This is a genomic window from Streptomyces sp. JH14 (assembly GCF_029428675.1).
Classification (GTDB): Bacteria; Actinomycetota; Actinomycetes; order Streptomycetales; family Streptomycetaceae; genus Streptomyces.
Genome location: NZ_JAJNEL010000001.1, coordinates 458572 through 480477 on the forward strand (window position 1 = coordinate 458572; position 21906 = coordinate 480477).

Here is a 21906-nt window from a genome sequence, read left to right on the forward strand (position 1 = left end):
AGATTCAACATGCATAGAGACAAGCAGGTGACCAGCGCGGTTGCGGACCGGAGTGTAAAGCGCGTGCCAAGCCTGCGGCCGCACGGGCCTGATCATGCCGGTCGGGGCAGGCCCGGGCGGTATTCGCCCGGGCCTGCCGGACCCGACCGGGGTGCGGTGCCGTCGGACCACCCGAGTCCTGTGCGGTGCGGGCTCGCCGAGTACAGCACCGCGCTGCTGTCAGGAGGCGAGCAGGTCGGCGAGCTCTGTTCGTGAGCTGACGCCCAACTTGGGAAAGGCACGGTAGAGGTGGTGTCCCACGGTGCGCGGGCTCAGGAACAGTTGGGTGGCGATTTCACGGTTGGTCGCCCCGGTGGCTGCGAGTCGGACGACTTCACGTTCCTGCGAGCTCAGGCGGCTGATGGGCGAGTCGATGGCATCGGCCTGGTGAGCGGTCTCGCCGGCAGCCTGCAGTTCTGTGGCCGCCCGGCGGGCCCATGGCTGTGCGTCCAGCTTGTCGAAGAGCTCCCTCGCGGTACGCAGATGGTCGCGGGCGTCAAGCCGGCGGCGGCCCCGGCGCAGCCACTCTCCGTAGAGCAGTTCGGTGCGGGCACGCTCGAAGTCACAGCCCGCGGTGTGCAGGGCAAGGGCCGATGTGTAGTGCTTCTCGGCCGACGCGTCCGGACCGGTCAGGGCGGCGCAGCGGTGGGCCTGTGCCGTGAAATGGGGCTGTTGGAGGTCGTCCGCCCAGCTCATGAGCTGTTTCGCGGGTTCCCTCGCCCGCTCCGGATGGCCCGCTCGAACGGCGGCCTCGATCAGATCGGGCATCAGGTGCCGGGCCAGGAGGGGGTGCCCCGCTGCCTGCCGGGCCGCTTCCAGGTGTTCCAGCGCAGCCTGCGCACGCCCGAGGCCGAGGTCGAGCAGACCCAGCGCCCACAGCGCGTCCGCCGTGGCCCGTCCGACGTCGCGGGGGCGGGTGTATTCCAGTGCCAGGCCGGCCAGTTCCCGGACTTGTTCCTCCTCCCCGCGGGCGGCCGCGAGCACCGCGAGCAGGGCACGCAGGTGGGCGGCTCGGTGGTCCAGGTCGTAAGCCTCCGCAAGCCGGAGTGCTTCGGCGGCGTGTGCGTGTGCGTCGTCGTGCCGGCCCAGTGCCAGCTCCGCTTGGGCAAGGAGATGCAGCGTGGTGGGCAGCCATCCGCCGATGCCCTGCTCCCGGCAGTGGGTGACCGCCGCGGCGGCCAGCTCGTGCGCGCTCTCATGGTCGGCGACCAGGTGACAGTAGATCCCGCCCATCAACCGGTCCATGAGGCCGCTTCCGGCGAGGCGAGCGGCCTCTACGTGATCGTCCAGCGTTCGAAGTGCGCCGGGAATGTCGCCGGCGAGCAGCTTCGCGGGCGTAGCCACCACGGGCAGGCAGGGAGTGCGCAGAGCGATCTCCACCATGAGGGCTGCGTCGCCGGCCGAGAAGGCCGCATGGACGGCGTCGGTCAACAGAGGGGCGAGTTTGTCGGGACGGCTGACGGAAACCGCATCCGTGCATGCGGCCAGCAGGCGGGCGGCCTGCCCCGGACTGCCGTAGCCCAGCTCGACCACGGAGCGTACGCGGGTGAAGTCCGCCGCCATACCCGGGTCCAGGAGAGGCAGCGGCACCTGGTCGGTGAGGGCACGGCATCGTTCGTCCTGGCCGGCATCGCTCGCCTTCTGCGCGGCGTTGATCAGGCGGCGGGCGCGCCTCGACGTATCCGCAGTGAGGTGAGCGGCTCGCTCGTACGCGGCCGACGCGGATGCCATGGCCTGTCTGCTGCCTGCCCACTCGGCGACCCGCTCCAACTCGCCGGCGACCTGCTCGTCCGGGCCGGTCGCCGCGGCAGCCAGGTGCCAGGCGCGTCGGTGCGCGTGCGTGTGACCGTCCAGGACAGCGACGAGCGCCTGGTGCACCTCCAGCCGCCATGCCAACGGGGCGCGTTGATAGGCAGCGAACCGAATGAGGGGGTGTCGAAAACGCAGCCTCTGCGCGGAGACGAAGATCAGCTCCGCACGCTCGGCCGGCTCCAGATCGCTGACCTCCCCACCAAGCCTGGCTCCGGCGGCCAGCACCGTGGGCAGGTCCCCGGTGTCGTCCGCGGCAGCCACCGTGAGCATGCGCTGAGTGGCGTCGGGGAGGCGGCGGATCTGCTCGGCGAAGGCGTCCTGCAGTCGACTCGGTGCCGCAGACTGCGCATCGGTCAGCGTCAACGGCCCCAGTTGCCCGGCCCGCTGGGCCGGGGTCAGGGCCGCCGCCAGTTCCTGCAGCGCCAGCGGGTTTCCTTGGGCCTGATCGATGATCCACTCGGTGACCGGGGGCGCAAGGCCGGGCAACAGCGACGCGGCCGACTGCCGGTCGACGCCGGCGACGGGCAGGTGGGGCAGCGCCTTCGTTCCGCTCGCCGATGAGGTTTCGCGAGTGGCGAAGAGCATGACGACACCTTCGGCCCGCAGCCGCCGGGCGGCGAAGACCAGCGCGTCCACGGACGGCCGGTCGAGCCACTGCGCGTCGTCGACCACACACAACACGGGCTTTTCGGCGGCCGCCTCGGACAGCAGCGACAGCGCCGCAAGCCCGATGGTGAGACGGTCCCGCACGGTCTCGTCACTCAAGCCGAAGACCGCCCGCAGGGCCCCGGCCTGCGGTGGCGGCAGCAGGTCGAGCCGATCCGACACCGGCAGGAAAAGCTGATGGAGCCCGCCGAAGGCGAGCTCCATCTCCGACTCGATGCCCTCGACCTGCAGCACACTCATGCCTTCGGCCTGGGCGACCGCGTACTCGAGGAGGGTGGTCTTGCCGATGCCGGCCTCTCCGTGCAGGAGTAGGCAGTTGCTCTCCCCGCGATGGGCGTCGGCGAGTATCCGACGGATGTGGCACTGCTCTTTTGCACGACCCTGCACCACGCGCTCCCCGGTCCGCGTCCCCGGCCGCAACCGGGCATCGTGATCGCCACTATATGTCTGGGGGTTTGTGACCCTGGTGGCCCAGGTGCCGGCTTCCGGCGCTGCCCACAAAGGCCTTCTGGGCAGCGCTCGCTGGGGCTTCGGGCTACGACTACGACAAGTTCCGCCGTCTGCTGTGGAAGCGTGGCATCAAGCCGGTCATCGCCCGCCGAGGGGTGCCAGACGGCTCCGGCCTGGGCACTGTTCGGTGGGTGGTCGAGCGCACGAACGCCTGGATCCACGGCTTCCGACGCCTGCGGATCCGCTGGGAGATTCGCGACGACATCCATGAGGCGTTCCTGAAGCCAGCCTGCTGCGTGATCACCTACGGGCGCGTCCAAGCATTGTCTGGTCCCAGGTCATCGGCGTATCGCTCGCGCCGCTCGGCTGTCCACTTTGAGGCGCTGACTGGCGGGGAGCGTCATTCCAAGTACGCGATATTCGGAGCTGGAGGTGGTGTCAGGGGAAGGAGCTACGGTGGGTCGCTGTGGACGCTGCTGATCTTGACTATCGGGCCCGGACGCAGTCTGGCTGCATCCCGCCGCATCTGGTCTCCCGACTTCTCGAACTCGGCCACGCCGAGAAGGTGGAGTTCTGGGCCAGCCATGGAGAGTGGTTCTGCGCACGGGAGTGGGCGCAGCTGCTCGGTGAGCAGGGCCGACGGGCTGAGGCGCTGGAGACACTCGCCCCGTATCTCGCAACGGGCTGGTGGACGGCCACCAGGACCACGGCGGAACTGTTGGAGAGCTGGGGGCGGGCCGACGAGGCGATCGTGTTGACCCGAGCTCGTATGGAGGCCGGGCATCCGCTGGCACTGGAGTACTGCGCGCGATTGCTTGCCCGGCACGGCCGCAGCGACGAGGCGTTCACTCTGCTGCAGCCATACATCGACGACTGGTCCCTCGCTGCGGCCCTGGTAGACGTCGCGGAGGGCGCCGGCCGCGACGAGGAGGCCGTAGCGCTGCTCGCCGACCGGATCCCGGACGAGCACCGTTGCGACACTCCCTGGTGCTGCCGCGGCCTCGATCCCGACACGGCGATCGGCTTGCTTGCCACGATCCGTGAACGCCAGGGCTGCATCGACGAAGCCATCGCCCTGCTCCGCACCCGGGACGCCATCTCGGTCAACGGTCGGGACCAGCTGGCCGATCTGCTGGCCCGGCACGACCGGACCGGGGAACTGCGCGCCTACGCAGTAACCGAAAAGTTGGGGTACGCCGCTCAGCGCCTCGCGGAACTGCTGGAGGAACGCGGTGACGTGGAGGGCGCGATCGCCGTGTACCGACAGGCCGGCGACTCATCCGTTCGCCAAGGCAACATGACGGTGCAGCTCGCGCACCTCCTGGCGCGGCGCGGCCGCGGGGACAAGGCGATCGAGGTGATGCGGGCCCTCGCCGATCCTCCTGGCGGGGCCGAGGACTGGATCCTGCACGTGCTCTGCACCCTCTACACCGACCAGGGCCGCCCCGAGGACGGCCTGACCTGCCTCGACGCCCTCAAGAAACGCCGTGGCGAGGAGGAGTGGGACCTCTTCTGGATACGGCTTCCACTGATGGCTGCCTGCGGCCGAGTTGATGAAGCGTTTGAGAGGGCTCGGGCTCATCGCGAGGGCGGCACGTCGTACGCGGCGCCGCACATCGCCGAGCTGCTGGCCGGCGCCGGACGCACCGAGGAGGCCGTCGCGGTCCTGCGACCCCACGCCCCCGCAAACAGCCACGAACTGGCCGGGTACCTCATTGACCTCGGCCACGTCGAAGATGCCGTCACTGTCCTGCACCAGGACAAGCCCCGTCCGCCACAGCCCCCGACCACCGCCTGGAGCGAGAATCCCCCGTTCCGAAGATCTGTCTGGCGCAACCCGAGGGCCGTTCGGCCCGTCAACTTGGACCGCGTCACAAGCGGCCCAGCCCTGAGCGGACTGTTGGACGGTATGACGGGCATCGAGACAGGCGGTCCAGCCGGTTGCCGCTCGGCGCCGCCACTGCTCAGCGGTGACGGCGTGAATGCGCAGCTTGGTTCCAACCCAGTCGGCGGCGTAGGTACGGCGAGCTGAATCAGTTGGCGGGAGCCACTGCGCGGGGTCCTTATCGGCTTTGCTGCGGTTCGTCGCGACAACTGCGACCAGGGAGCGGTCCGATCCCAGATTGTTGACGTACTGCTCGCGCCGCTCGGCAGTCCACTTCGAGGACATAAGACGGGACCAGGCTCCGCGTATCGACCCGGTCGGTGAGGCTGCGGTCAGCGCCGACGGGACCAGCCATTTCCGATACCTGCGACATGCAAGGCCAACAGACCCAGACCAAGCAGCATGACGTTCACCGAGGCGAAAACCTCGTTGGTCGCAACATCGGCAGCGTTGATGAGGAAAGCGATGAAGAACAGCACGGCGGCAGCTATACCCAACATGGCAGCTCCTTTTCCTTAGTTGGAACACTTGTGCCCCCATACGCGAGAAGCAGACCCCGTGGGACCGTAGTCGACGGGATTCCGCCACGGCTGGGCTTCCAATCGGTCATTGGCGGGGCCGTCGCACGCCAGCTCGTCGGCGGTTGGCCAACGTGTTTTTCGTCCGCTGCAGAGCTGAAGCGCCGCCACGGCGTGAAGTTCGGCTCCGCCTGCGGACCAAGGTCACCAAGGGCGCCAGGCTGCGGCCCTGGCGGTGGTGTTCAGGCTCGTCGAGTCCGCCAGGCCCGCTGGCGGGCTGTGCATGCACCCCACCTCGTCGCCCTCGTCCGTGCCGGAGCCCGCTTCCAGTGCGGAGTGCTGGTCGAGAGGCCAGAAACAGCTGCGGCGAGAGCCCTGTCCCGCCCGAATTAGCTCACCACAACCAACAGTTGATCCACAGGACTTGACGATTGCTTGTTCGCAGCGGCGATCCCGCTGAAGAGGGGGCCGTGCGGTCGCCACCCGCTACGGCAAGAGGGCCTATGTCTTTCACGGGACGCTCACGGCCGCGGCAATCCGGCTGTGACTCCGCCCATGACCGCAGAGTCGTCGCTTACGCCTCTTCGGGGTTGAGCACCCCGAGCTCGACTTCCTCAAAGACACGTGCCCACCAGGAGTCTTCGTTCTCAAACACGTCGGGATCACTCTGCCGGGCCTGGAAGCGCCCCCACTGGCCGTCCCTCCGGCCGCCGTTCTGTACGCACGCAGACAACAAGCAGGGCTTGCACCATCACGCGTGGTGGTCGACCTGACGCTTTCATGCGCGGCTTGCGTCCGTAGCTCCTCACCCGAACGACTGTTGGTCAACTGCCGTACATGTCAAGCCGGTTGCCGATCCCTTCGATCTCTGCCGGGGTCCCGACCATGATGGCGCGGGTGTGTTCGGTGACGAGCTCGACGGGCCAATCCCACCACGCGGCGTGCAGGAGACGCTTGATGTCGTCGTCGGCGAAGCGCTGACGGATGAGCCGGGCCGGGTTGCCGCCCACGATCGTGTAAGGCGCCACGTCACTGGTGACCACGGCTCCGGCCGCGATGATGGCACCATCTCCGATCCGCACGCCGGGCATCACCGTCACCTGGTGGCCGAACCAGACGTCGTTGCCGACGACCGTGTCACCACGACTCGGCATCGCGGTGATGATGTCCAGCGTCTGCTCGGCCCACCGACCACCGAACATGGTGAAGGGGAACGCGGACACCCCCATCGTCGGATGCTCGGCGCCGGCCATCAGGAACTTGGTGCCCGCGGCGATGGCGCAGTACTTGCCGATGATCAGACGCTCCGGCCCGTAGGCGTAGAGCACGTTGCGGTGTTCGAAGTCTGTGGCGCCGTCGGGGTCGTCGTAATAGGTGTAGTCGCCCACGACGATTTTCGGTGAGGAGATCACTGGTCGGAGGAACACCACGCGGTCATGGGCAGGCAGCGGGTGAACGGTGTTCGGATCGGGAGACAACGTAACGTCCTTCATCAATGGGGCCGGTGGTCTGAATAGTGGGGCTCAGCCAGGGGGCTTCGTACGGCAGCAAGGGCCGTCCGGTCTGTCGGATGCAGGGTGTGTCGCCTCCGTCCTCATGCCGCCGGCGCCGAATAGATCATGCGGATCTCTGTGATCCGGTAGCCGGCGCGGTCGAAGGCTGCGGCCATCGGCGCGTTGCCGGTGTCCGTTGTGGCGGTGATCAGCTCGGTGCCCGTGTCCGCGTGTATGCGGGTGATCTCGGCGAGCAGATCGTCCACGTGCCCATGGCCACGGAATTCGGGTACGACACCCAGGTAGCCGACATTGCGGGCGTACGGCGTCGCGGACGGGAGAGCAAGCCCGACGACCTGCCCGTCGGGGGCGTATGCCAGCCTCCACCAATCACGCCGGCCGGGGCAGCCGAGGTAGAAGTCCATTTCGCCCCGAGCGGTGGCTTCGGCGCCCTTGGCCTCCAAATTTCTGCGGGTCTCGTCGTCCAAGCTGCCGACAGCTATCCGCCGGAACAGCCGGAGGAACTCCTCGTCCGACGCCGGCGCAAAGGTCAGCTTTCCCCTGGCCGGGGGGAGACCGCATTCCGGTATCCACTCCAGGCGCAGCCGTTCCACTTCCCGCGTGAGCCCAGCCCGTGCCGCAACTCGACCCCGCCATTCGACGGCTGCCGCCGCAGCGGGGTCGTCACGCCAGCCCACGGGCAGCGTCAGGTTGTACAGCGGAGGTTCGGGCGCACCCTGAGAGGCGAACGCCCGCAGCGCAGCAATCAGTAGCCCTGCCGCGACGTCTGCCCGGTCGGCGCATGCGGGGTCGACGTGCAGGCAGTCCAGAGCGATGGGGTGAGTGCTGTCCGTCCGCCCCCAAAACAGGGCTCGTGCCGCCACCCGCCCGTCGTCCTCGGCGATCCAGGTCCACTCGGGCCGGTACATCCCCTGCCGCATCTCGGCCCGGTAGCGGCCGGCGTCTATCCAGCCCACCGGCTCATCCACGATCACTTCTACGACGCGGTCCAGATCGGCCTCGGTCGTGGGTCGAAACAACACGTGTTCTCCTCCTGCTTGGCGTACGTGGTGACCGTCGTCCCGGTGCTGAAGACCCGGGACCCGGTCAGGGTGAAGGGGGAAGGGGCGAACGAGGTGTGGAACAGGGGAATGCCGTCGCCGAATACCACCGGGTAACGGTGGACGATCAACTCGTCGATCTCCCCCAGCAACTGACCGGCCAGCACAGCACCGCCGCAGAGCCAGAGACCCATGCCGGGCTCCCGTTTCAGCCCGCGCACGAACTCCACCGGGTCGCCGGTGACGACATGGACCTCAGGGCCGGGCCGGATCAGAGTCGACGAGAACACGTACTGCCGCAAATGTGGGTACGGACTGGTCGGACCGGCTGCCCGAGCCGATTCGTAGGCGCCGCGCCCCATGACGACCGTGTCGAACTTCTTGTTGGCCGTGCCGCCGACGCCCAGGGACCTGCGGACGTGGTCCGGGAGGGTCTCGGGACACTCGGCGAGAATCGCGGCCTTGAGGTCGCCGTCGAATGCAAAGGAGTCGTGTTGCCCGTCCGGACCGGCGATGAAGCCGTCGACACTGCAGCCGATGACGTACGTGAGCCGACGCATGCAGGGCCCGCTTTCGATCCGTTGCTGCCAGGGACGACACGACACTAGGCAGCCGGCTTCAGGAGGGCATCGGTCAACCCGACGTAATGCGACCTGTCACGACCGGGACTTGCCCGGGTCGGTATCAGTAGATGTATCGACGGCGGCTGTCAGGCGGCATGTGCTCGAGAAGCAGCCCCGGCAGGCCGGCCACTGTGTCGGCGGGAACGGATCCGGCACTCACCACGGGCTGGAACGCTACGCCGAGGGGCCCGGAACCGACGCCCGCCACCCTGTGCCCGGCCCCGTCCGGTGTCGTACGCCTTGCGTACGCGGAGTCCCAAGCAGACCGCCGCAGCCCCGGCAAGCAGTCTGCTTGCCGGGGCTGCGGCGGTCTGCACCTGGACCGACCGTGCTGTGATGATCACGGGTGGGAACACCAGTGGCCGGCCGGGCAGGCCGTCCGTTGCGGGACACCGCCCGGCAGGACTGTGCGGTTACCGGACGTCGTAGGCGCGGGTGATGGTCTGGGTGAGCTCGTACGCGGAGTCCTCGTCCGGCACCTGGAACACACCGTACGGATCGTAACTTCCGCCGGACTGCTCTCCGTTGCCCTTCAGCACCGGGTTGCCGAGGGCTCGGTCACGCGAGCCGGTAGGGAGTGCAACTTGAACCCGAGAGCCGCGCCAAGTCCGCCCGCACCGGCCGGCGGACGCCCTGTACGCCGCTGTACGGAATCCTCACCGCGAACGTCCCGAAGCGCCTCAGGGGCCATCTGAAGATGACCCCTGACCTGCGCACATGTCCGATGTAGCCGTCGAGACAACAGGATCTGAACCCGCAGCTCCTCGGCCCCCAGCGATGCGGCCTACCGTTCCTGAGCAGTGAGCGGGAGTGAGTCCGCGCACTGGCACGCCCCGAACGGTCTTGGGCGCACTGGTCGTCCGCTTTCGCATCCCGGTTGGCGACACGGATCCTGTCCGTGGTCCGAGCCGGGCGGGCGGAGTCCCTTACGACCTGGCCATGTGGTGCGGCCAGAGGCGGCGGGGAGGCCCTGAACCATCACGCTGGTGGAGCAGGGGCCCCGCACGCTGGCACCGCACTCGGCGTCCCAGATCGCACGGCGACGCTACCCCGGCCACCCCAACGCCCCGCAAGCCCGGAAGCTGACCATCACACGATCGAGCTAAATCGACCCCATGCGCCCTCCTCGGCAAGCAGTCGCCAACCCCCGGTCAAGCCCGCGAGCGCCGATGCTCAGCGATTGCGGTACGCAGACAACCGCACGCATCCGCGCCGGGAAACTCCGCGATGCCGGACCGCTCCGATGGGGCAGAGCACACCGCACACGCCGTCGCACCCGTTGCCGGGCGACCGGTCACCTACCGGGCCGGTACCTCCGCTCGACATGGCCCTCGAGGTCACCGGGGTAGAAATAGACGGGCCGCAGGTCGCCGCTCGCATAGCGTTCGGCCTGGTCGTCGAAGTGCGGAGAGTCGGGGTGCCCGCTCACCCCGCCCGCCGTCACCGCCCAGGCGCGCAGTCGCGGCCCGAACTCCACCACCGCCACGAAACTGTTGCCGCTGGTGCCGTAGTAGCGCTTCGTTCCCGGGTAGGCCTTGGCTCCGAACGAGGCGAGGGAGCCCCATCGCGACGAGGCGAAGGGCACGGGGATGCTCGGCTTGGCGTCGCTGAACTCCTGGACGATCGCACCGTCGTTGCGCTGGTAGCGGTTGATCTCGCCCCACGGCACCTTCCAGCTGCCGAAGTCCCGCCGCAGCCGCTCTGTCGCCGTCTCGAGCGCCCCGATCCGCTGCGCATCCGTGGCGCGGCCGGCCATGTAGTCCCATACCGACATGCCGGCTTCCGTCGCCGCCTGGGACGTGAGCGCCCACAGATCCTCACCCCAGAACACGGCCACCGACGTCGCGGTCGACTCCGCGGCCCACCGGTGGTCCCAGCCGCGAAGCAGGCTGATCGGACCAGCCAGCTTCGCCTTCTGCCCGTTGTGCTCGGGCAGTTGGTCCCACGCGGCGACGAGCCCCGGCACCAGCCGCGCGAAGGCGGTGAGGTACGGATCGAACGCGGCCTCGATCAGCGTCTGCGGCGTGAAGTCGTCGCGCGCGGTCAGCACCCGGACCGCCTGCGGTCCGCGCGGATTCTCGCCGACCCGGTCGAAGTAGCGTGGATAGTCGGCCGCGTCGGGGCTGTCCGCGCCGGCGGCGGTCCAGGGCCAGTTGTTGGTGTTGAACGCCCAGCCGTTCTTCGGGTTCACAGCCTGCGGCATGCTGTCCAGGCTGTGCAGTCCACGCCAGTCGGTCGCCGGATCACTGCCGTCGACGGGCTTGAGGTAGTCGAACCGGTCGTCCCTCACCGGCATGAACTGCGGCATCAGGAAGGCGACATCACCCTTCGAGTCCGCGAAGAGTGTGTTGTTCGAGCTGTTCGCCTTCAGTCCCGCGACCTTCAGGTACTGCGTGTAGTCCCGCGTCGTGGTGCGCAGGAAACTCTGCTGGAGCGCCTCGACGGGCTTGTTCATCAGCGCACACGCGATCCACTTGCCGTCCGCCTCGCGCACGATCGGGCCGTGGTGTGTGGCGAACGTGGTGAAGCTGCGCTCCTGCTGCCCGCCGTTCGCGGTACGGAAGGACAAGGTGATCGTCTTCGTGGTGACGGGGCGCAGTTCGTCGCCGTAGCGGTAGGAGCGGGTTCCGTCGGCCCGCGTGACGATCGTCTCGGCGAACTCGTCGATGTTGTCGACGCCGCTCGTCGTGTGCATCCAGCCCGTGTGCGCGTTGAAGCCCTGGTAGATGAAGAACTGCCCCCAGGTGGCAGCGCCATAGACGTTGAGCCCGTCGCCGCTCGTCACATGCTGCTCCGCACGGAAGAAGAAGCTGGTGTGCGGGTTGATCAGCAGCAGCGCGTGGCCGTCCCGTGTGTGGCTCGGCGCGATGGCCATGCCGTTCGACCCCGTGGGTTCACGCAGCACCAGCCCGCGCTCCTCGTCGGTCATCGGCACGTCCCGCTCGCCGTAGAAGGCTTCGAGCTGGGTGAGCAGCACCGACTCGATGTCGCCGCCGATGCTGCCCTCCGAGAAGCTCAACGGCATCCACGGCTCGAACCGGTCGAGCACGCGTGGACGCACCTCGGGGTGCGTCGCGAGGTAGTAGTTGAGTCCGCCCGCCCAGGCCTGCATCAACGTGCGCAGCCACGTCGGGCACTTCGCATATTGCTTCTTCAGCGCCTCGGGGTCGAGGAACAGCCGCTGACGCAGGTCCTGCCAGATCGCGCTCTCACCCTCGGCCTCGGCGAGACGGCCCAGGGCGACGAGGTAGTTCTGCTCGATCCGGTTGAAGTCGTCCTCCGCCTGGGCGTACATCATCCCGAACACCGCGTCGGCATCGGTCTCGCCCACGACGTGCGGGACACCCCAGTCGTCCCGCGTGATCGTCACCCGGGCAGCGTGCCTGCGCCAGCGGGCCTCATCGGCCGGCGTCGCCGATGCCGCGAACGCGGTGCCGGACGGCAGCCCCGCCGCGGCGACGGCCAGTCCGGCCGCTCCGCCCAGGACGCTCCGTCGGCTCGGCCCGGATTTCTGCGCATGGCTCATGAATGGCACCTTTTTTTTTCCTTCGAGGATCAGGGGATCGAGCAGCCTTACGTGATCTTGTGGACGGTGGTCCGCGCCTGGCGCGCGGCGCTCCGTCCGGCACGGCACGGCATGGTCGTCGGACCGCTGCGTCGCCGCGCCGCCCGCCCAGGGCACGACGTCGGGGGCGTTCTCACGGCATGAGGCGCTGGTCCGGTCCGCGCGCCCGCGCTCCTCACGGCCCACGACCGGACACGTATCCGCCAGGCGTGGCTCGGATGCCGAACACCCCACCTCGGCCGGTGACTTCGAGGTGAGCGGAGTGGTCGCCGTCCACGGTCACGAAGACGAACGCCGCTCCAAGGGCGCCGCCGGGACCCCGCCTCGGTCGCCGACCACCGCACCCACGGCGCAGCAGGGAAGTCCGGCCGGCCGACCGGCACATCACGCCGGCCTCGGAATCGTTCCGGCGAGTTGCCGCTGCGACGCGGCCCGGCCCAACACCCTTGGAAGCCCCACCGAGATGGCGCCCGCGGTCATCACCCTGATCGTCGCCTCCACCACGCGCAAAGCGCCCACGACGAGGTGAGTCCCCTGACAGCACACGCGAGTTCCGATGATCACCCACGCGGACAGTCCTACCCATGATGAGGGGGCCCTGACAAGACCTCGCGCCTTCGCAAGCGAAAACTCCCCGGCGCACGCCAGGTCCTCCGCGCACCACCTACGCCTGGATCACGTCGGGCGCTCCTCAGCGCCGTGCACTCCGCCCGCGACGTCCGGCTCCGTCCGCTCACACCGGCCCTCGTGACTCGCCGCCACAACCTGTCACCACCGCACATGCCTGCTTCAGCACATGTGAGAGATGTTCTGTCCGACGATGTTCTGCAGCCACACCTGCCGACCGGGGTGGGTCGAACAGCTTTCCACCGGGCTGTCCGGCCTGACCCCGCTTCCACCCCCTCGGCTACGGAGCCCGGCTGCCCAGCGGCCTGCTGTCCCGCCCCCACGGCTAAGGGCTGGACGGCCTCGTCGCCGTCACCATGCTCACGATGGGCCGGCTGCTGCCGGCCGGAGCCCGGCCGCTCCGCGTTCCGTACCGCTGTGCCGCTCGCCGAACTCCATCGCTCCCCCGGGGCGCGCATCATCAAAGGAGGGGAGACCATCGACGAGGAGTGGCGATGAGGTTGTCGTTCCTGAATCCCCTCTACGCGGAGCCGGGCCCGTTCGCCTCCGTGTACCTGGACACCTCCCGAGACGTCGAGCATCCCGAGCGGGCCATCGCGCTGCGCTGGCAGCGGCTGCGCGAGAGCCTCTCCCGTCAGGGTTCGGACCGGGCGCTGCTGAACGTACTGGAGGAGATGGTCGGCGCCGACACTGAGGTGCCGGGGGCGCACGGTCAGGCCATCTTCGCCGCCCACGGCACGCTCGTCCTGGACGGGGAGCTGCCCAGGCCGCCCGAGCACGACTCCGCGCGCTACAGCACCCTGCCGGACGCGATGCCCCTGGTCACCCAGCACGTTCCGGAGATCCCCTACATGGCCGTAGCCGTCCACTACAGCGGCCTTCCGACCGCTGAGACCCACGGCTGGGTGACCCTGGAGGCGGAGACCGGCACCTGGCCCGCGTCCACCGTCACCCCGGGTGAGCGGCTGCACCGCAGGGTCGCGGTGGCGACCTGGCACCGCACCTCCCTCCGGCTCGGTCACCAGCTGGACGAACGGGCGCGGCACGCGCATGCCGACGCCATCGTCGTGGGCGGGGACGAGTGGGCATGCAACGTACTGATCCGCCGCCTGCCGCACACCCTGCGGGACAAGGTCGTACGCGTGGGCGGCCGGACCCCCACCGACACCGGACGCGCCCTGTTGGAGCCGCAGCTCGACGGCGTCTTCCGCGGCCGCATGGCCGCGCACGACCGGGAACTCGTGGACATCTTCATCGGCCGGCGCGCCCTGGACGGACCCATGTCGGAGGGGCTGGCCGCCACCGTCGCCGCCCTCCAGCGCGGCCAGGTCGCCGCACTGCTGCTGAACCGGCCGCCAGGGTCTTCGTTGCGGCTCTGGGCCGGCTCCCAGCCGACTCAGCTCGCCCTCACCGAGGCGGAGCTGATGTCCTTCGGCGTGCGGTCCCCGCGCGAGGAACGCGCCGACGAGGTCCTCGTCCGGGCCCTCGTCGGCACCGGCGCCGAGCTGGTCGTCGTACCGGAGAGCCGACTGAGGCTGTACGAGGGCGTGGCCGCCCTGCTGCGGTACACCGACCGGGGGACTCCGTCCTGACGCCGGCGCGCTGCGCCTCCCGGGTCACGGGTCACCCCCACCGAGCGCGGCGCGGCGGACTTCCGGCTGGCGCCCTACCCGACCGCACCCGGCTCCGCCGCCGCCCACCGCCCGGAGACCAATGTCCTGGCGCCGCGGGACAGTACGGCAGAGATCAGCAACACGCCGCGCTGCACCGACAGGGAATCACCGCTTGTCGTCGAAAGCGGTGCCGCTGAGTTCCATTCCGCTCATGCGCGCCGCCATACCCCCAACGGCGGCACCGGCACCGGTCGGCGCCCCCGGGCCCCCGTTCGGCCGAGCCCACCCGGGCCGCCACCGGAAGCGGGGGCGAAGATGGCGGAGTGCCGACAAGGATCCTGCTCGAAAGCCGCCCTGGCGCGGGCAAGACGACCGCCCTCCGTCGGCTGGCCGCGCTGCTGCCCGCCCACGCGGCCACCGGCTTCACCACCGAGGAGATCCGGCAATCCGGCGCCCGCGTCGGATTCGCCCTGGAGACTCTGGCCGGCCGGCGGGAGGTACTCGCCCATATCGACCTGCCCGGTCCGCCACGGGTAGGGAAATACGGCGTCGACCTGGGCGTCATGGAACGACTGGCGTTGCCGTCGCTCGGGCGTGCAGCAACCGGGGAGGCTGCAGGACGGCTGGTGCTCATCGACGAGCTGGGGCGGATGGAACTGGCCTGCCCCGCATTCCGGCATGCGGTCGACGCGCTGTTCGTCGCAGAGGTCGACGTCGTCGCCACGGTCCACACGCACCGCGATCCGTTCACCGACGCCCTCAAGCGGCGCGCCGACATCGAAGTCGTCCACCTCACTCCGGCAAACCGGGACGTCCTGCCGGGGGAGCTCGCGGACCGGCTGCAACAGCCCCGGACGCTGTAAGCCCCCCTCACGGATGAGAGGCAGGCCTCCACGCGTCCGGGCTCAGGGTGCGGATCCGCCGGCTGATCTCCGGGCCCTGCTGTCCAGCGCGGTCACCACGGCCCGGTAGCCGTTGAGGCGGTCCGGGCCCTGCCCACGCTTACTGCGGTAGTCGTTCTGCCGCCCCCGCCACGCGCGCCTGCAGTCAAACCCGACATCAGCCGCGTGCACGTCCGCACCCTCCACGCCCCCACCGCACCCTCGTGTTCCAACTCCTCGGCCACCCCGTACGACCGTGCGCCCTGGGCCGCTCCCGTCCTCGATCTCCTCCGCCACGGCACAGCTTTCGCCCACCGCCCCCTCTACGCCCTTCCCGTGTCCCACACCTGGGCCCACGTCTCCGGGGTGACGCTACTGGGCGACGCCGCCCACCTGATGCCCCCGTTGGGGGTCGGCGCGAACCTCGCGATGCTGGAAGGCGCCGAACTCGCCGAGTCCATCGCCGCCGCCTCCGGCCCTGGAGATCCGGACGAGGCCGTCCGCGCCTTCGAGGAACAGATGTGGGCACGGGCGGGCAGGTGGGCGCACATCACGATGGCTGGTCTGGCACGCCTCGTGAGCCCGGACCCCTCCGAAGCCCTCGCCCTTTTCGACGAGGTCCAGCCTTCCTGACTGCCAAGCGCGAGAGCATGCCCCGGTCCGCCGGTTCCTCGCCCCCGGACTGTCCCGGCGCGAATGAAGCTGCTTCTGGCCCCCAAGCCCCCCGCCTGGCGCCGATCAACCGGACCTGCCGAGCGCGGGCCCGACCTGAGGTTGCCTCCGTGGTGAGCGACCTGGCCGAGGCCGGTCCCGAGAACACCGGTAGCGGCTGCCGGCCGTCGGTGTTCCGGCGGTCACAGTCGGACCATGTGCGCACCCGGCGACCGCGCCGTCTGCCCAGGACACCATCTGTGGCTTCTCTGACCTATGGCTGTTACCGAGCACACGGGAACGCACAGTTCACCCGATCTTCATGACTCCATCGGGGCGGGGTGCGCCAAATGATTCTTGGCGTGAGCATGCTCTGCCTGCACCGCCCCCGTCACTCGCCACTCCCCACCGGAGGCCCCCAGTGCCCGGCAGATCCGTGTTCCGCCGCAGTCGCACCGCCCTCACCTGTGCCCTGACCCTCACCGCCGTGGCCGCCGTCGGCCTGTGGACCGGCATCGGCGGCTCGTCCTCCGCGCAGGCCGCGGCCAGCGTTCCCACCCCCGATCACGTGATCGTCGTCGTCTTCGAGAACCACGCGTACAGCCAAGTCATCGGCTCCTCGAGCGCCCCGTACATCAACTCACTGAAGAGTGGAGGCGCCAATCTGAGCGCCTCGTACGCCGAGACGCACCCCAGCCAGCCCAACTACTTCGCGCTGTTCTCCGGCTCCACGCAGGGCATCACGGACGACAGCTGCTACACCCCCGGCTTCTCCAGCAAGCCCAACCTCGCATCCGAGCTGATCGCCGCGGGCAAGACCTGGGCGAGCTACAACGAGACGCTGCCCAGCCAGGGTTCGACCTCATGCAGCAGCGGTAAGTACGCCCGCAAGCACAACCCGTGGTTCGGTTTCAGCAACGTGCCCACCTCGTCCGCGTACACGTTCCAGCAGTTCCCCACCGACTACACAAAGCTGCCGCAGGTCTCCTTCGTCGTTCCCAACCTGTGCAGCGACATGCACGACTGCTCGGTGTCCAGCGGTGACACCTGGCTGAAGACCAACCTCGGCGCCTACGCAACCTGGGCGAAGACCCACAACAGCCTGCTCGTCGTCACCTTCGACGAGGACAACCGGCTCAGCGGGAACCGCATCCCGACGGTCCTCTACGGGCAGCAGGTGACTCCGGGCGCCACCTCCTCCACCACGTACAACCACTACGACCTCCTGCGCACGTTGGAGGACATGCACGGCCTCGGGCACGCGGGGAACGCCGCGTCCGCCAAGGACATCACCGGGGTCTGGACGTCCTGACATGTATGTAGCGGACAGCCGCGCCGCCCGTGCGGGGTCCGCCGAACGCGCCGCCGGGCCGGGCACGGAGCCGGCCCGGCGGCGCGTGGCGGTCGCTCCCACCGTGCTGGCGCTGGGCACGGTCAGTCTGATCACCGACGTGTCCTCGGAAATGGTGACGGCGGTTCTGCCGCTCTATCTGGTGGCGGGGCTCGGCCTCAGCCCACTCGGCTTCGGGCTGCTGGACGGCGTCTACAACGGGTTCTCCGCCTTGGTACGGCTGGTCGGCGGTCACTTCGCGGACCGGGGAGGCGGGCGCCACAAGTTCGTCGCTGCCGTCGGATACGGCATCTCGGCGCTCTGCAAACCTCTCCTCCTCATGGCCCACACCCTCACGCCCATCGGTCTCGTCCTGGCGGCCGACCGCACCGGCAAAGGGCTGCGCACCGCGCCGCGTGACGCGATGATCTCGCTGTCGTCACCACCGGAGGCCCGCGGCCGTGCCTTCGGTGTCCACCGCGCGATGGACACTGCGGGCGCCCTGCTCGGACCGGTCGCCGCGTTCCTGATCCTGCGCGCCACGGTCGACGGCTACGACGCGGTGTTCACGGTGAGCTTCTGTGTCGCGGTGGCGGGCGTCCTGGTGCTGGTGCTGTTCGTACCCTCCAGGACCGGAACCCCCCGCACCGCGCAGGCGGCCGAACACCCCCGCCCCACCGTGCGCGCGGCCCTCGCGCTGCTTCGGCGCCGCAGGATCCGGCGCATCGCCGTCTGCGCGCTGCTGCTGGGCCTCGCGACCGTAAGCGACTCGTTCGTCTACTTGCTGCTCCGGAACCGCCTCGGAGTACCCGACCGCTGGTTCGCCCTGCTGCCGGTCGGGACCGCCGCCGCGTTTCTGCTGCTCGCCCTGCCCCTGGGCCGGCTCGCGGACCGGGTCGGTCCTTGGCGGGTGTTCCTCGCCGGGCACGGCGCGCTGCTCGGCGCGTACGGTCTGCTGCTCTCGTCGTGGCACGGTGCAGCGCTCCCGTACGTGGTGCTCGTCCTCCACGGCACCTTCTACGCGGCCACGGACGGGGTCCTGATGGCGGCGGCTTCGCAGAGCGTGCCCGAGGAACTGCGCTCGTCCGGACTCGCCCTGATACAGACCGGACAGGCTCTCGCCAGGTTCGTCTGCTCGCTGGCCTTCGGCGCGGCATGGACCGTCTGGGGTGACCGCACCGCGCTGCTCGCGACCGCGGTCGCACTCGCCGTGTGTGCCGGATTCTCGCTCCGTATCGGCCCGACCGTGAGGGTTTCCGCATGACGCGCCTGCGCACCAGACTCCTCGTCCTTGCCTGCGCGGTCACCGTGCTCGCGGTCGTTGCCACCTCCTCCGTGCTGCACGCCGCAGCCAGGTCCGACCGGCGTGCAGGGGCGAAGCCCGGCGGGCCGACCGTCGCGGCGGGCCGGATCACGCTCACCGACGAGCACCGGATCGCCTTCCGGAACATGGCGTGGGGGCCGCACCGCGACGAGCTGACGACTGTGCCGGTCGCGGCACCCGCCGACGCCCGCACCGCCTCGGGTGTCAAGTGCCTGCGCTTCTACGCGGCTTCGGGCACCGGAGTCTGCCTCCAGGTCGTGCACGGGGCGATCCAGGACACCTACCGGGCCACGATCCTCGACCGGCGGCTGGAAGAACGCGCGCACTACTCGATCCCCGGCATCCCCTCCCGCGCCCGCGTCTCCCCCAGCGGCCGGCTGGCCACCTGGACGGTCTTCGTGGGCGGCGACAGCTACGCGGGCACGAACTTCTCCACCCGCGCCGCGATCCTCGACACCCACACTGGCAGGCTCACCCCGACCCTGGAGGGCTTCGCGATACGCAAGGACGGCCGGCCCTACCGAGCCGCGGACGTCAACTTCTGGGGCGTCACCTTCGACTCGGACGACCGGCACTTCTATGCGACCCTCGCCACGAAGGGACACACCTACCTGGTCCGGGGCGACCTGCGCGCCCGCACGCTCACCACCCTCCGGACCAATGTGGAGTGCCCCTCGCTCTCCCCCGACGGCACCCGCATCGCCTACAAGAGCCGCGACAAGGGGCTGCCCGCCGACGCCCCCTGGCGCCTGCACGTCCTGGACCTGCACACGCTCGCCGACCACCCGCTGGCCGAGACCCGCAGCGTGGACGACCAGGCGGTCTGGAAGGACGACACCACCGTGACCTACGCGCTGCCCGGCGACTTCGGTGCGGATCTCTACGAGGTGGCGGCAGACGGCTCCGGCCGCCCGCACCGTGTACTGACCGCGGCCGTGTCCCCGGCATACCTGTGAACACGGAGCGTTTTCCAACCTGCCGGGCGGGCTGGGCGATCGGGCTGACAGACAGGCGAAGCCCCTGGTAGATGGGTTTTCGACCAAGAAATCCGTCTCCACCAGAGACTTCGTGTGCTTGTCCACCTGTCTGGGCTGGACCTCTCCAGCTCTGCCCTGTGCTTCCTCGCCGCTCGGATGCACCAGCACCTGACGATGTGTGGGCGTGCGGCGGCGGACGGCCGTGCCGAGCAGGACGGAGGCAGGAGCGTGGGCGCGGTCGCGCGTGGGCCGCGCGCCCGGCGGAGCGTGAGCGACGCCGGGCGCCTTGATCGATGCAGGGAAGATTGCATCGCGAAGCACGTGTCAAGGACCCGTTTCGGCGACGCTGCGGGCCACTTGCGGGCCCAAAAGGCCGTAGAGGCGCCACGTCGCATGGCTTTGCGCAGGTCAGATGAGGTGGGCGCCCTACCGGGGACAGCCCTCTGACAAACCGTTCCGGCCGTCGGTGACCACGGCATGGAAGTGGAGCCGGTACCACGCCACCCACTGCGGGTGCGGGCAGGACCGGCTCACCGCCACGCCATCCCCGCAGGCTTCATCGCCTGCCCCGGGGCAGGACCGGCTACTACGGCTTGGTCGGCCCCGGGCTGACGGAGGGCAGAGGAAGCCATCCATGGGATCACCGCCGAGAACACCACCCTCAAGCAGCGGATCCGCCAGCTCACAACCGACAACCGCACCCTCGACGAGCGGCTCGAGGCCACCCGCTCCAACCTCCGTATTCAGGATCGCCGCGTCGCCGACCTCGAAGCCCAGCTCGCCTCTCCCGGCGGCTGATCACCCCCGAGAAGACACCTCGTGGCGGATGACGGCGTCGGCCAGCCGTCCCGGCTCGAAGACCGCCACCGCCACGCGGAGCTCCGGGGCCAGCGCACCCCAGAGCTCCTCAAGGAGCTCGTCCTGGTCGGCAGCATCGGTTTGGACTTCGAGGAACGGCTCGCCGGTCGCGACTACGTGGCCGTCGGAGCGATACGTCGTCATCAGCACGGCATCCCCCGGCTCCAGATCCCGGACCGCGAGCGTCAGCACGTCCGCTGCGGTCCTGCCGCCACGGCTCCGTCGCGCGGCACCGAACCACGCCTCCTGCCCCGAGCGAAGGTCCGCCACCACGGTGATACGGGGCGTGAAGATCGGCGGGTCGGGCTCGTACTCCAGCCCGCCCAGCGCCTCGACCGGGCTTTGAGCTTTCTGCAGGCGGTCCGACACCACGGCGACCTGCTCGCCGTTGCCGAAGACCAACCACCCACCCCGCTCGCGGGCCGCTACATAGTGCCGAAGCGGATCGTGCTCCGATTCACCGTTCGGCGAGACGATCAGTTCCCCCTCGCCGCGGCGAACGGCGCGGGCTTTGGAGGCCGCGCTGCGCCCAGTCAGGAAGTAGGCACCGCACAGTGCGCCGCTGAGCGTCCTCGCCCACAGCACGCCCCGCCCCGGATAGCGGTTCCCTGTCACAACCTCGTGCACCTGATCCACCGGGCCGCACACTCCTCTACCTGCTCGAACGCGAAGAGCAGGATCTCCGCAACACCATCCAACCGCAACGGCGTCGGTGTTGGCCAGGCAGGCTCTATCGCCCTATGGCCAGGCCGTCCTGAAAACACTCGGAAGAGCGACTGCGACAGGTACTGACTTGGTGTCACCGACATGAAGTCGATGAATCGTCGCAGTTCAGAGCAGATATCCGAGCTCCTGCCGTCGGTAAGATCGACAGACCGCTGAATCCGTATGCCGCGAAGCCGCACCACACCGAAATGGACGCGCTCACTCGTCACGTCCGGTCTTTCGTAATCATGCTCGCGGACCGCAAGGGTGAGTGCCTGCCGGAATGGCTCGGCGCGGTCCGGCAGGACGACCTCACGTCAGACCGTTCACGTTGTCGGCACGCACGTCGTCACCGTCGACCACGACCTCGACCGGGTCGTCCGCCGCGTGCGTGGGAGGCGCGGCGACCAGTCCCGTCCCCAGCGTCACGGCGGCGGCCGCGACGAGCGCCGCCCATCGCGGCCTTCTCTGTGCACGCGTCTTCATCTGCGTGCGCGTCTTCTGTGTACGCATTCAGCTTCGCTTCCTTTGCCTCGTCTGCCTCGTCTTGGCTCGGGCGCGGGAACATGACACAACGACGCCGTTCAAGCCCTCTACGGATCACCCGCACACGACCACACTCATTCGCACTCGAACATCGGGGTCAGGCGCCGCGCCACTCGTGTTCGGGCGGCCGATTCACCGTCACCGCCTGCTGGTTGAAGGCAGGGCGATACTCTCCGGCGGACCGGGACGGCTCGCCTGGAGGCCACCGGTTTCGACGACGGTCCGGCCGACGGCGATGGCCGGCCCGTCGTGGTGGACGGGCGTCGAGTGAGTGGGACACCC

At 69.3% G+C, this 21906-nt stretch carries 15 protein-coding genes and 4 pseudogenes; 9 read left to right on the top strand and 10 right to left on the bottom strand.

Annotation, left to right across the window (positions count from 1 at the left end):
* Positions 1-219: 219 nt before the first annotated feature.
* On the bottom strand, positions 220-2904 hold the full coding sequence (locus LRD69_RS02010) for a LuxR family transcriptional regulator (protein ID WP_277324816.1): 2685 nt from the start codon (positions 2902-2904) through the stop codon (positions 220-222).
* A gap of 146 nt (positions 2905-3050) precedes the next feature.
* Between LRD69_RS02010 and LRD69_RS02015 the strand changes: the two are divergent.
* Positions 3051-3275 (top strand): annotated as a pseudogene (locus tag LRD69_RS02015) (transposase); the annotation flags it as partial.
* Between the two features lie 158 nt (positions 3276-3433).
* Positions 3434-4999, top strand: a complete 1566-nt coding sequence (locus tag LRD69_RS02020) for a tetratricopeptide repeat protein (protein WP_277324817.1) — start codon at positions 3434-3436, stop codon at positions 4997-4999.
* Here the strand turns inward: LRD69_RS02020 and LRD69_RS02025 are convergent.
* A pseudogene (locus LRD69_RS02025) lies at positions 4928-5125 on the bottom strand (HNH endonuclease); the annotation flags it as partial. The gene LRD69_RS02020 and the pseudogene LRD69_RS02025 overlap by 72 nt on opposite strands.
* A gap of 59 nt (positions 5126-5184) precedes the next feature.
* Positions 5185-5352: a hypothetical protein gene (locus tag LRD69_RS02030; RefSeq protein WP_277324818.1), complete on the bottom strand. Its 168-nt coding sequence runs from the start codon at positions 5350-5352 to the stop codon at positions 5185-5187.
* A 203-nt stretch (positions 5353-5555) separates the two neighbouring features.
* Here LRD69_RS02030 and LRD69_RS02035 point away from each other — a divergent pair.
* Positions 5556-5763, top strand: a pseudogene (locus LRD69_RS02035) (IS256 family transposase); the annotation flags it as partial.
* 431 nt (positions 5764-6194) lie between these two features.
* Here the strand turns inward: LRD69_RS02035 and LRD69_RS02040 are convergent.
* From LRD69_RS02040 to LRD69_RS02060, 5 genes are all read right to left on the bottom strand, one after another.
* Positions 6195-6863, bottom strand: a complete 669-nt coding sequence (locus LRD69_RS02040) for a CatB-related O-acetyltransferase (RefSeq protein WP_277324819.1) — start codon at positions 6861-6863, stop codon at positions 6195-6197.
* A gap of 101 nt (positions 6864-6964) precedes the next feature.
* Positions 6965-7906, bottom strand: a complete 942-nt coding sequence (locus LRD69_RS02045) for a GNAT family N-acetyltransferase (protein ID WP_277324820.1) — start codon at positions 7904-7906, stop codon at positions 6965-6967.
* The gene (locus tag LRD69_RS02050) at positions 7861-8484 is read right to left on the bottom strand and encodes a dihydrofolate reductase family protein (protein ID WP_277324821.1); all 624 of its coding nucleotides are present in this window, start codon (positions 8482-8484) and stop codon (positions 7861-7863) included. The genes LRD69_RS02045 and LRD69_RS02050 overlap by 46 nt, the downstream gene beginning before the upstream one ends.
* 476 nt (positions 8485-8960) lie before the next feature.
* The gene (locus tag LRD69_RS02055; RefSeq protein WP_277324822.1) at positions 8961-9086 is read right to left on the bottom strand and encodes a hypothetical protein; all 126 of its coding nucleotides are present in this window, start codon (positions 9084-9086) and stop codon (positions 8961-8963) included.
* Positions 9087-9841: 755 nt separating this feature from the next.
* Positions 9842-12073 (bottom strand): penicillin acylase family protein, encoded by a 2232-nt coding sequence (locus LRD69_RS02060; RefSeq protein WP_277324823.1) that lies wholly within the window; start codon positions 12071-12073, stop codon positions 9842-9844.
* 1160 nt (positions 12074-13233) lie between these two features.
* Between LRD69_RS02060 and LRD69_RS02065 the strand changes: the two genes are divergently transcribed.
* From LRD69_RS02065 to LRD69_RS02090, 6 genes and pseudogenes are all read left to right on the top strand, one after another.
* Positions 13234-14331 carry a hypothetical protein gene (locus LRD69_RS02065; protein ID WP_277324824.1) on the top strand — a complete coding sequence of 366 codons (1098 nt, stop codon included), beginning with the start codon at positions 13234-13236 and terminating at the stop codon, positions 14329-14331.
* A 344-nt stretch (positions 14332-14675) separates the two neighbouring features.
* Positions 14676-15215: a nucleoside-triphosphatase gene (locus LRD69_RS02070; protein ID WP_277324825.1), complete on the top strand. Its 540-nt coding sequence runs from the start codon at positions 14676-14678 to the stop codon at positions 15213-15215.
* A 282-nt stretch (positions 15216-15497) separates the two neighbouring features.
* Positions 15498-15866: pseudogene (locus tag LRD69_RS02075) on the top strand (FAD-dependent monooxygenase); the annotation flags it as partial.
* Between the two features lie 439 nt (positions 15867-16305).
* Entirely contained in the window at positions 16306-17196 is an 891-nt protein-coding gene (locus tag LRD69_RS02080) for an alkaline phosphatase family protein (RefSeq protein ID WP_277324826.1), read from the top strand.
* 1 nt (position 17197) lies between these two features.
* Positions 17198-18478: an MFS transporter gene (locus LRD69_RS02085; protein ID WP_277324827.1), complete on the top strand. Its 1281-nt coding sequence runs from the start codon at positions 17198-17200 to the stop codon at positions 18476-18478.
* Positions 18475-19494, top strand: a complete 1020-nt coding sequence (locus LRD69_RS02090; protein WP_277324828.1) for a TolB-like translocation protein — start codon at positions 18475-18477, stop codon at positions 19492-19494. Before LRD69_RS02085 ends, LRD69_RS02090 begins: the two co-directional genes overlap by 4 nt.
* Positions 19495-20313: 819 nt before the next feature.
* On the opposite strand, the gene LRD69_RS02095 is transcribed toward LRD69_RS02090, so the two are convergent.
* Positions 20314-21009: an IMP cyclohydrolase gene (locus tag LRD69_RS02095; RefSeq protein ID WP_277324829.1), complete on the bottom strand. Its 696-nt coding sequence runs from the start codon at positions 21007-21009 to the stop codon at positions 20314-20316.
* 381 nt (positions 21010-21390) lie between these two features.
* Positions 21391-21591 (bottom strand): hypothetical protein, encoded by a 201-nt coding sequence (locus tag LRD69_RS02100; protein WP_277324830.1) that lies wholly within the window; start codon positions 21589-21591, stop codon positions 21391-21393.
* Positions 21592-21906 lie beyond the last annotated feature (315 nt).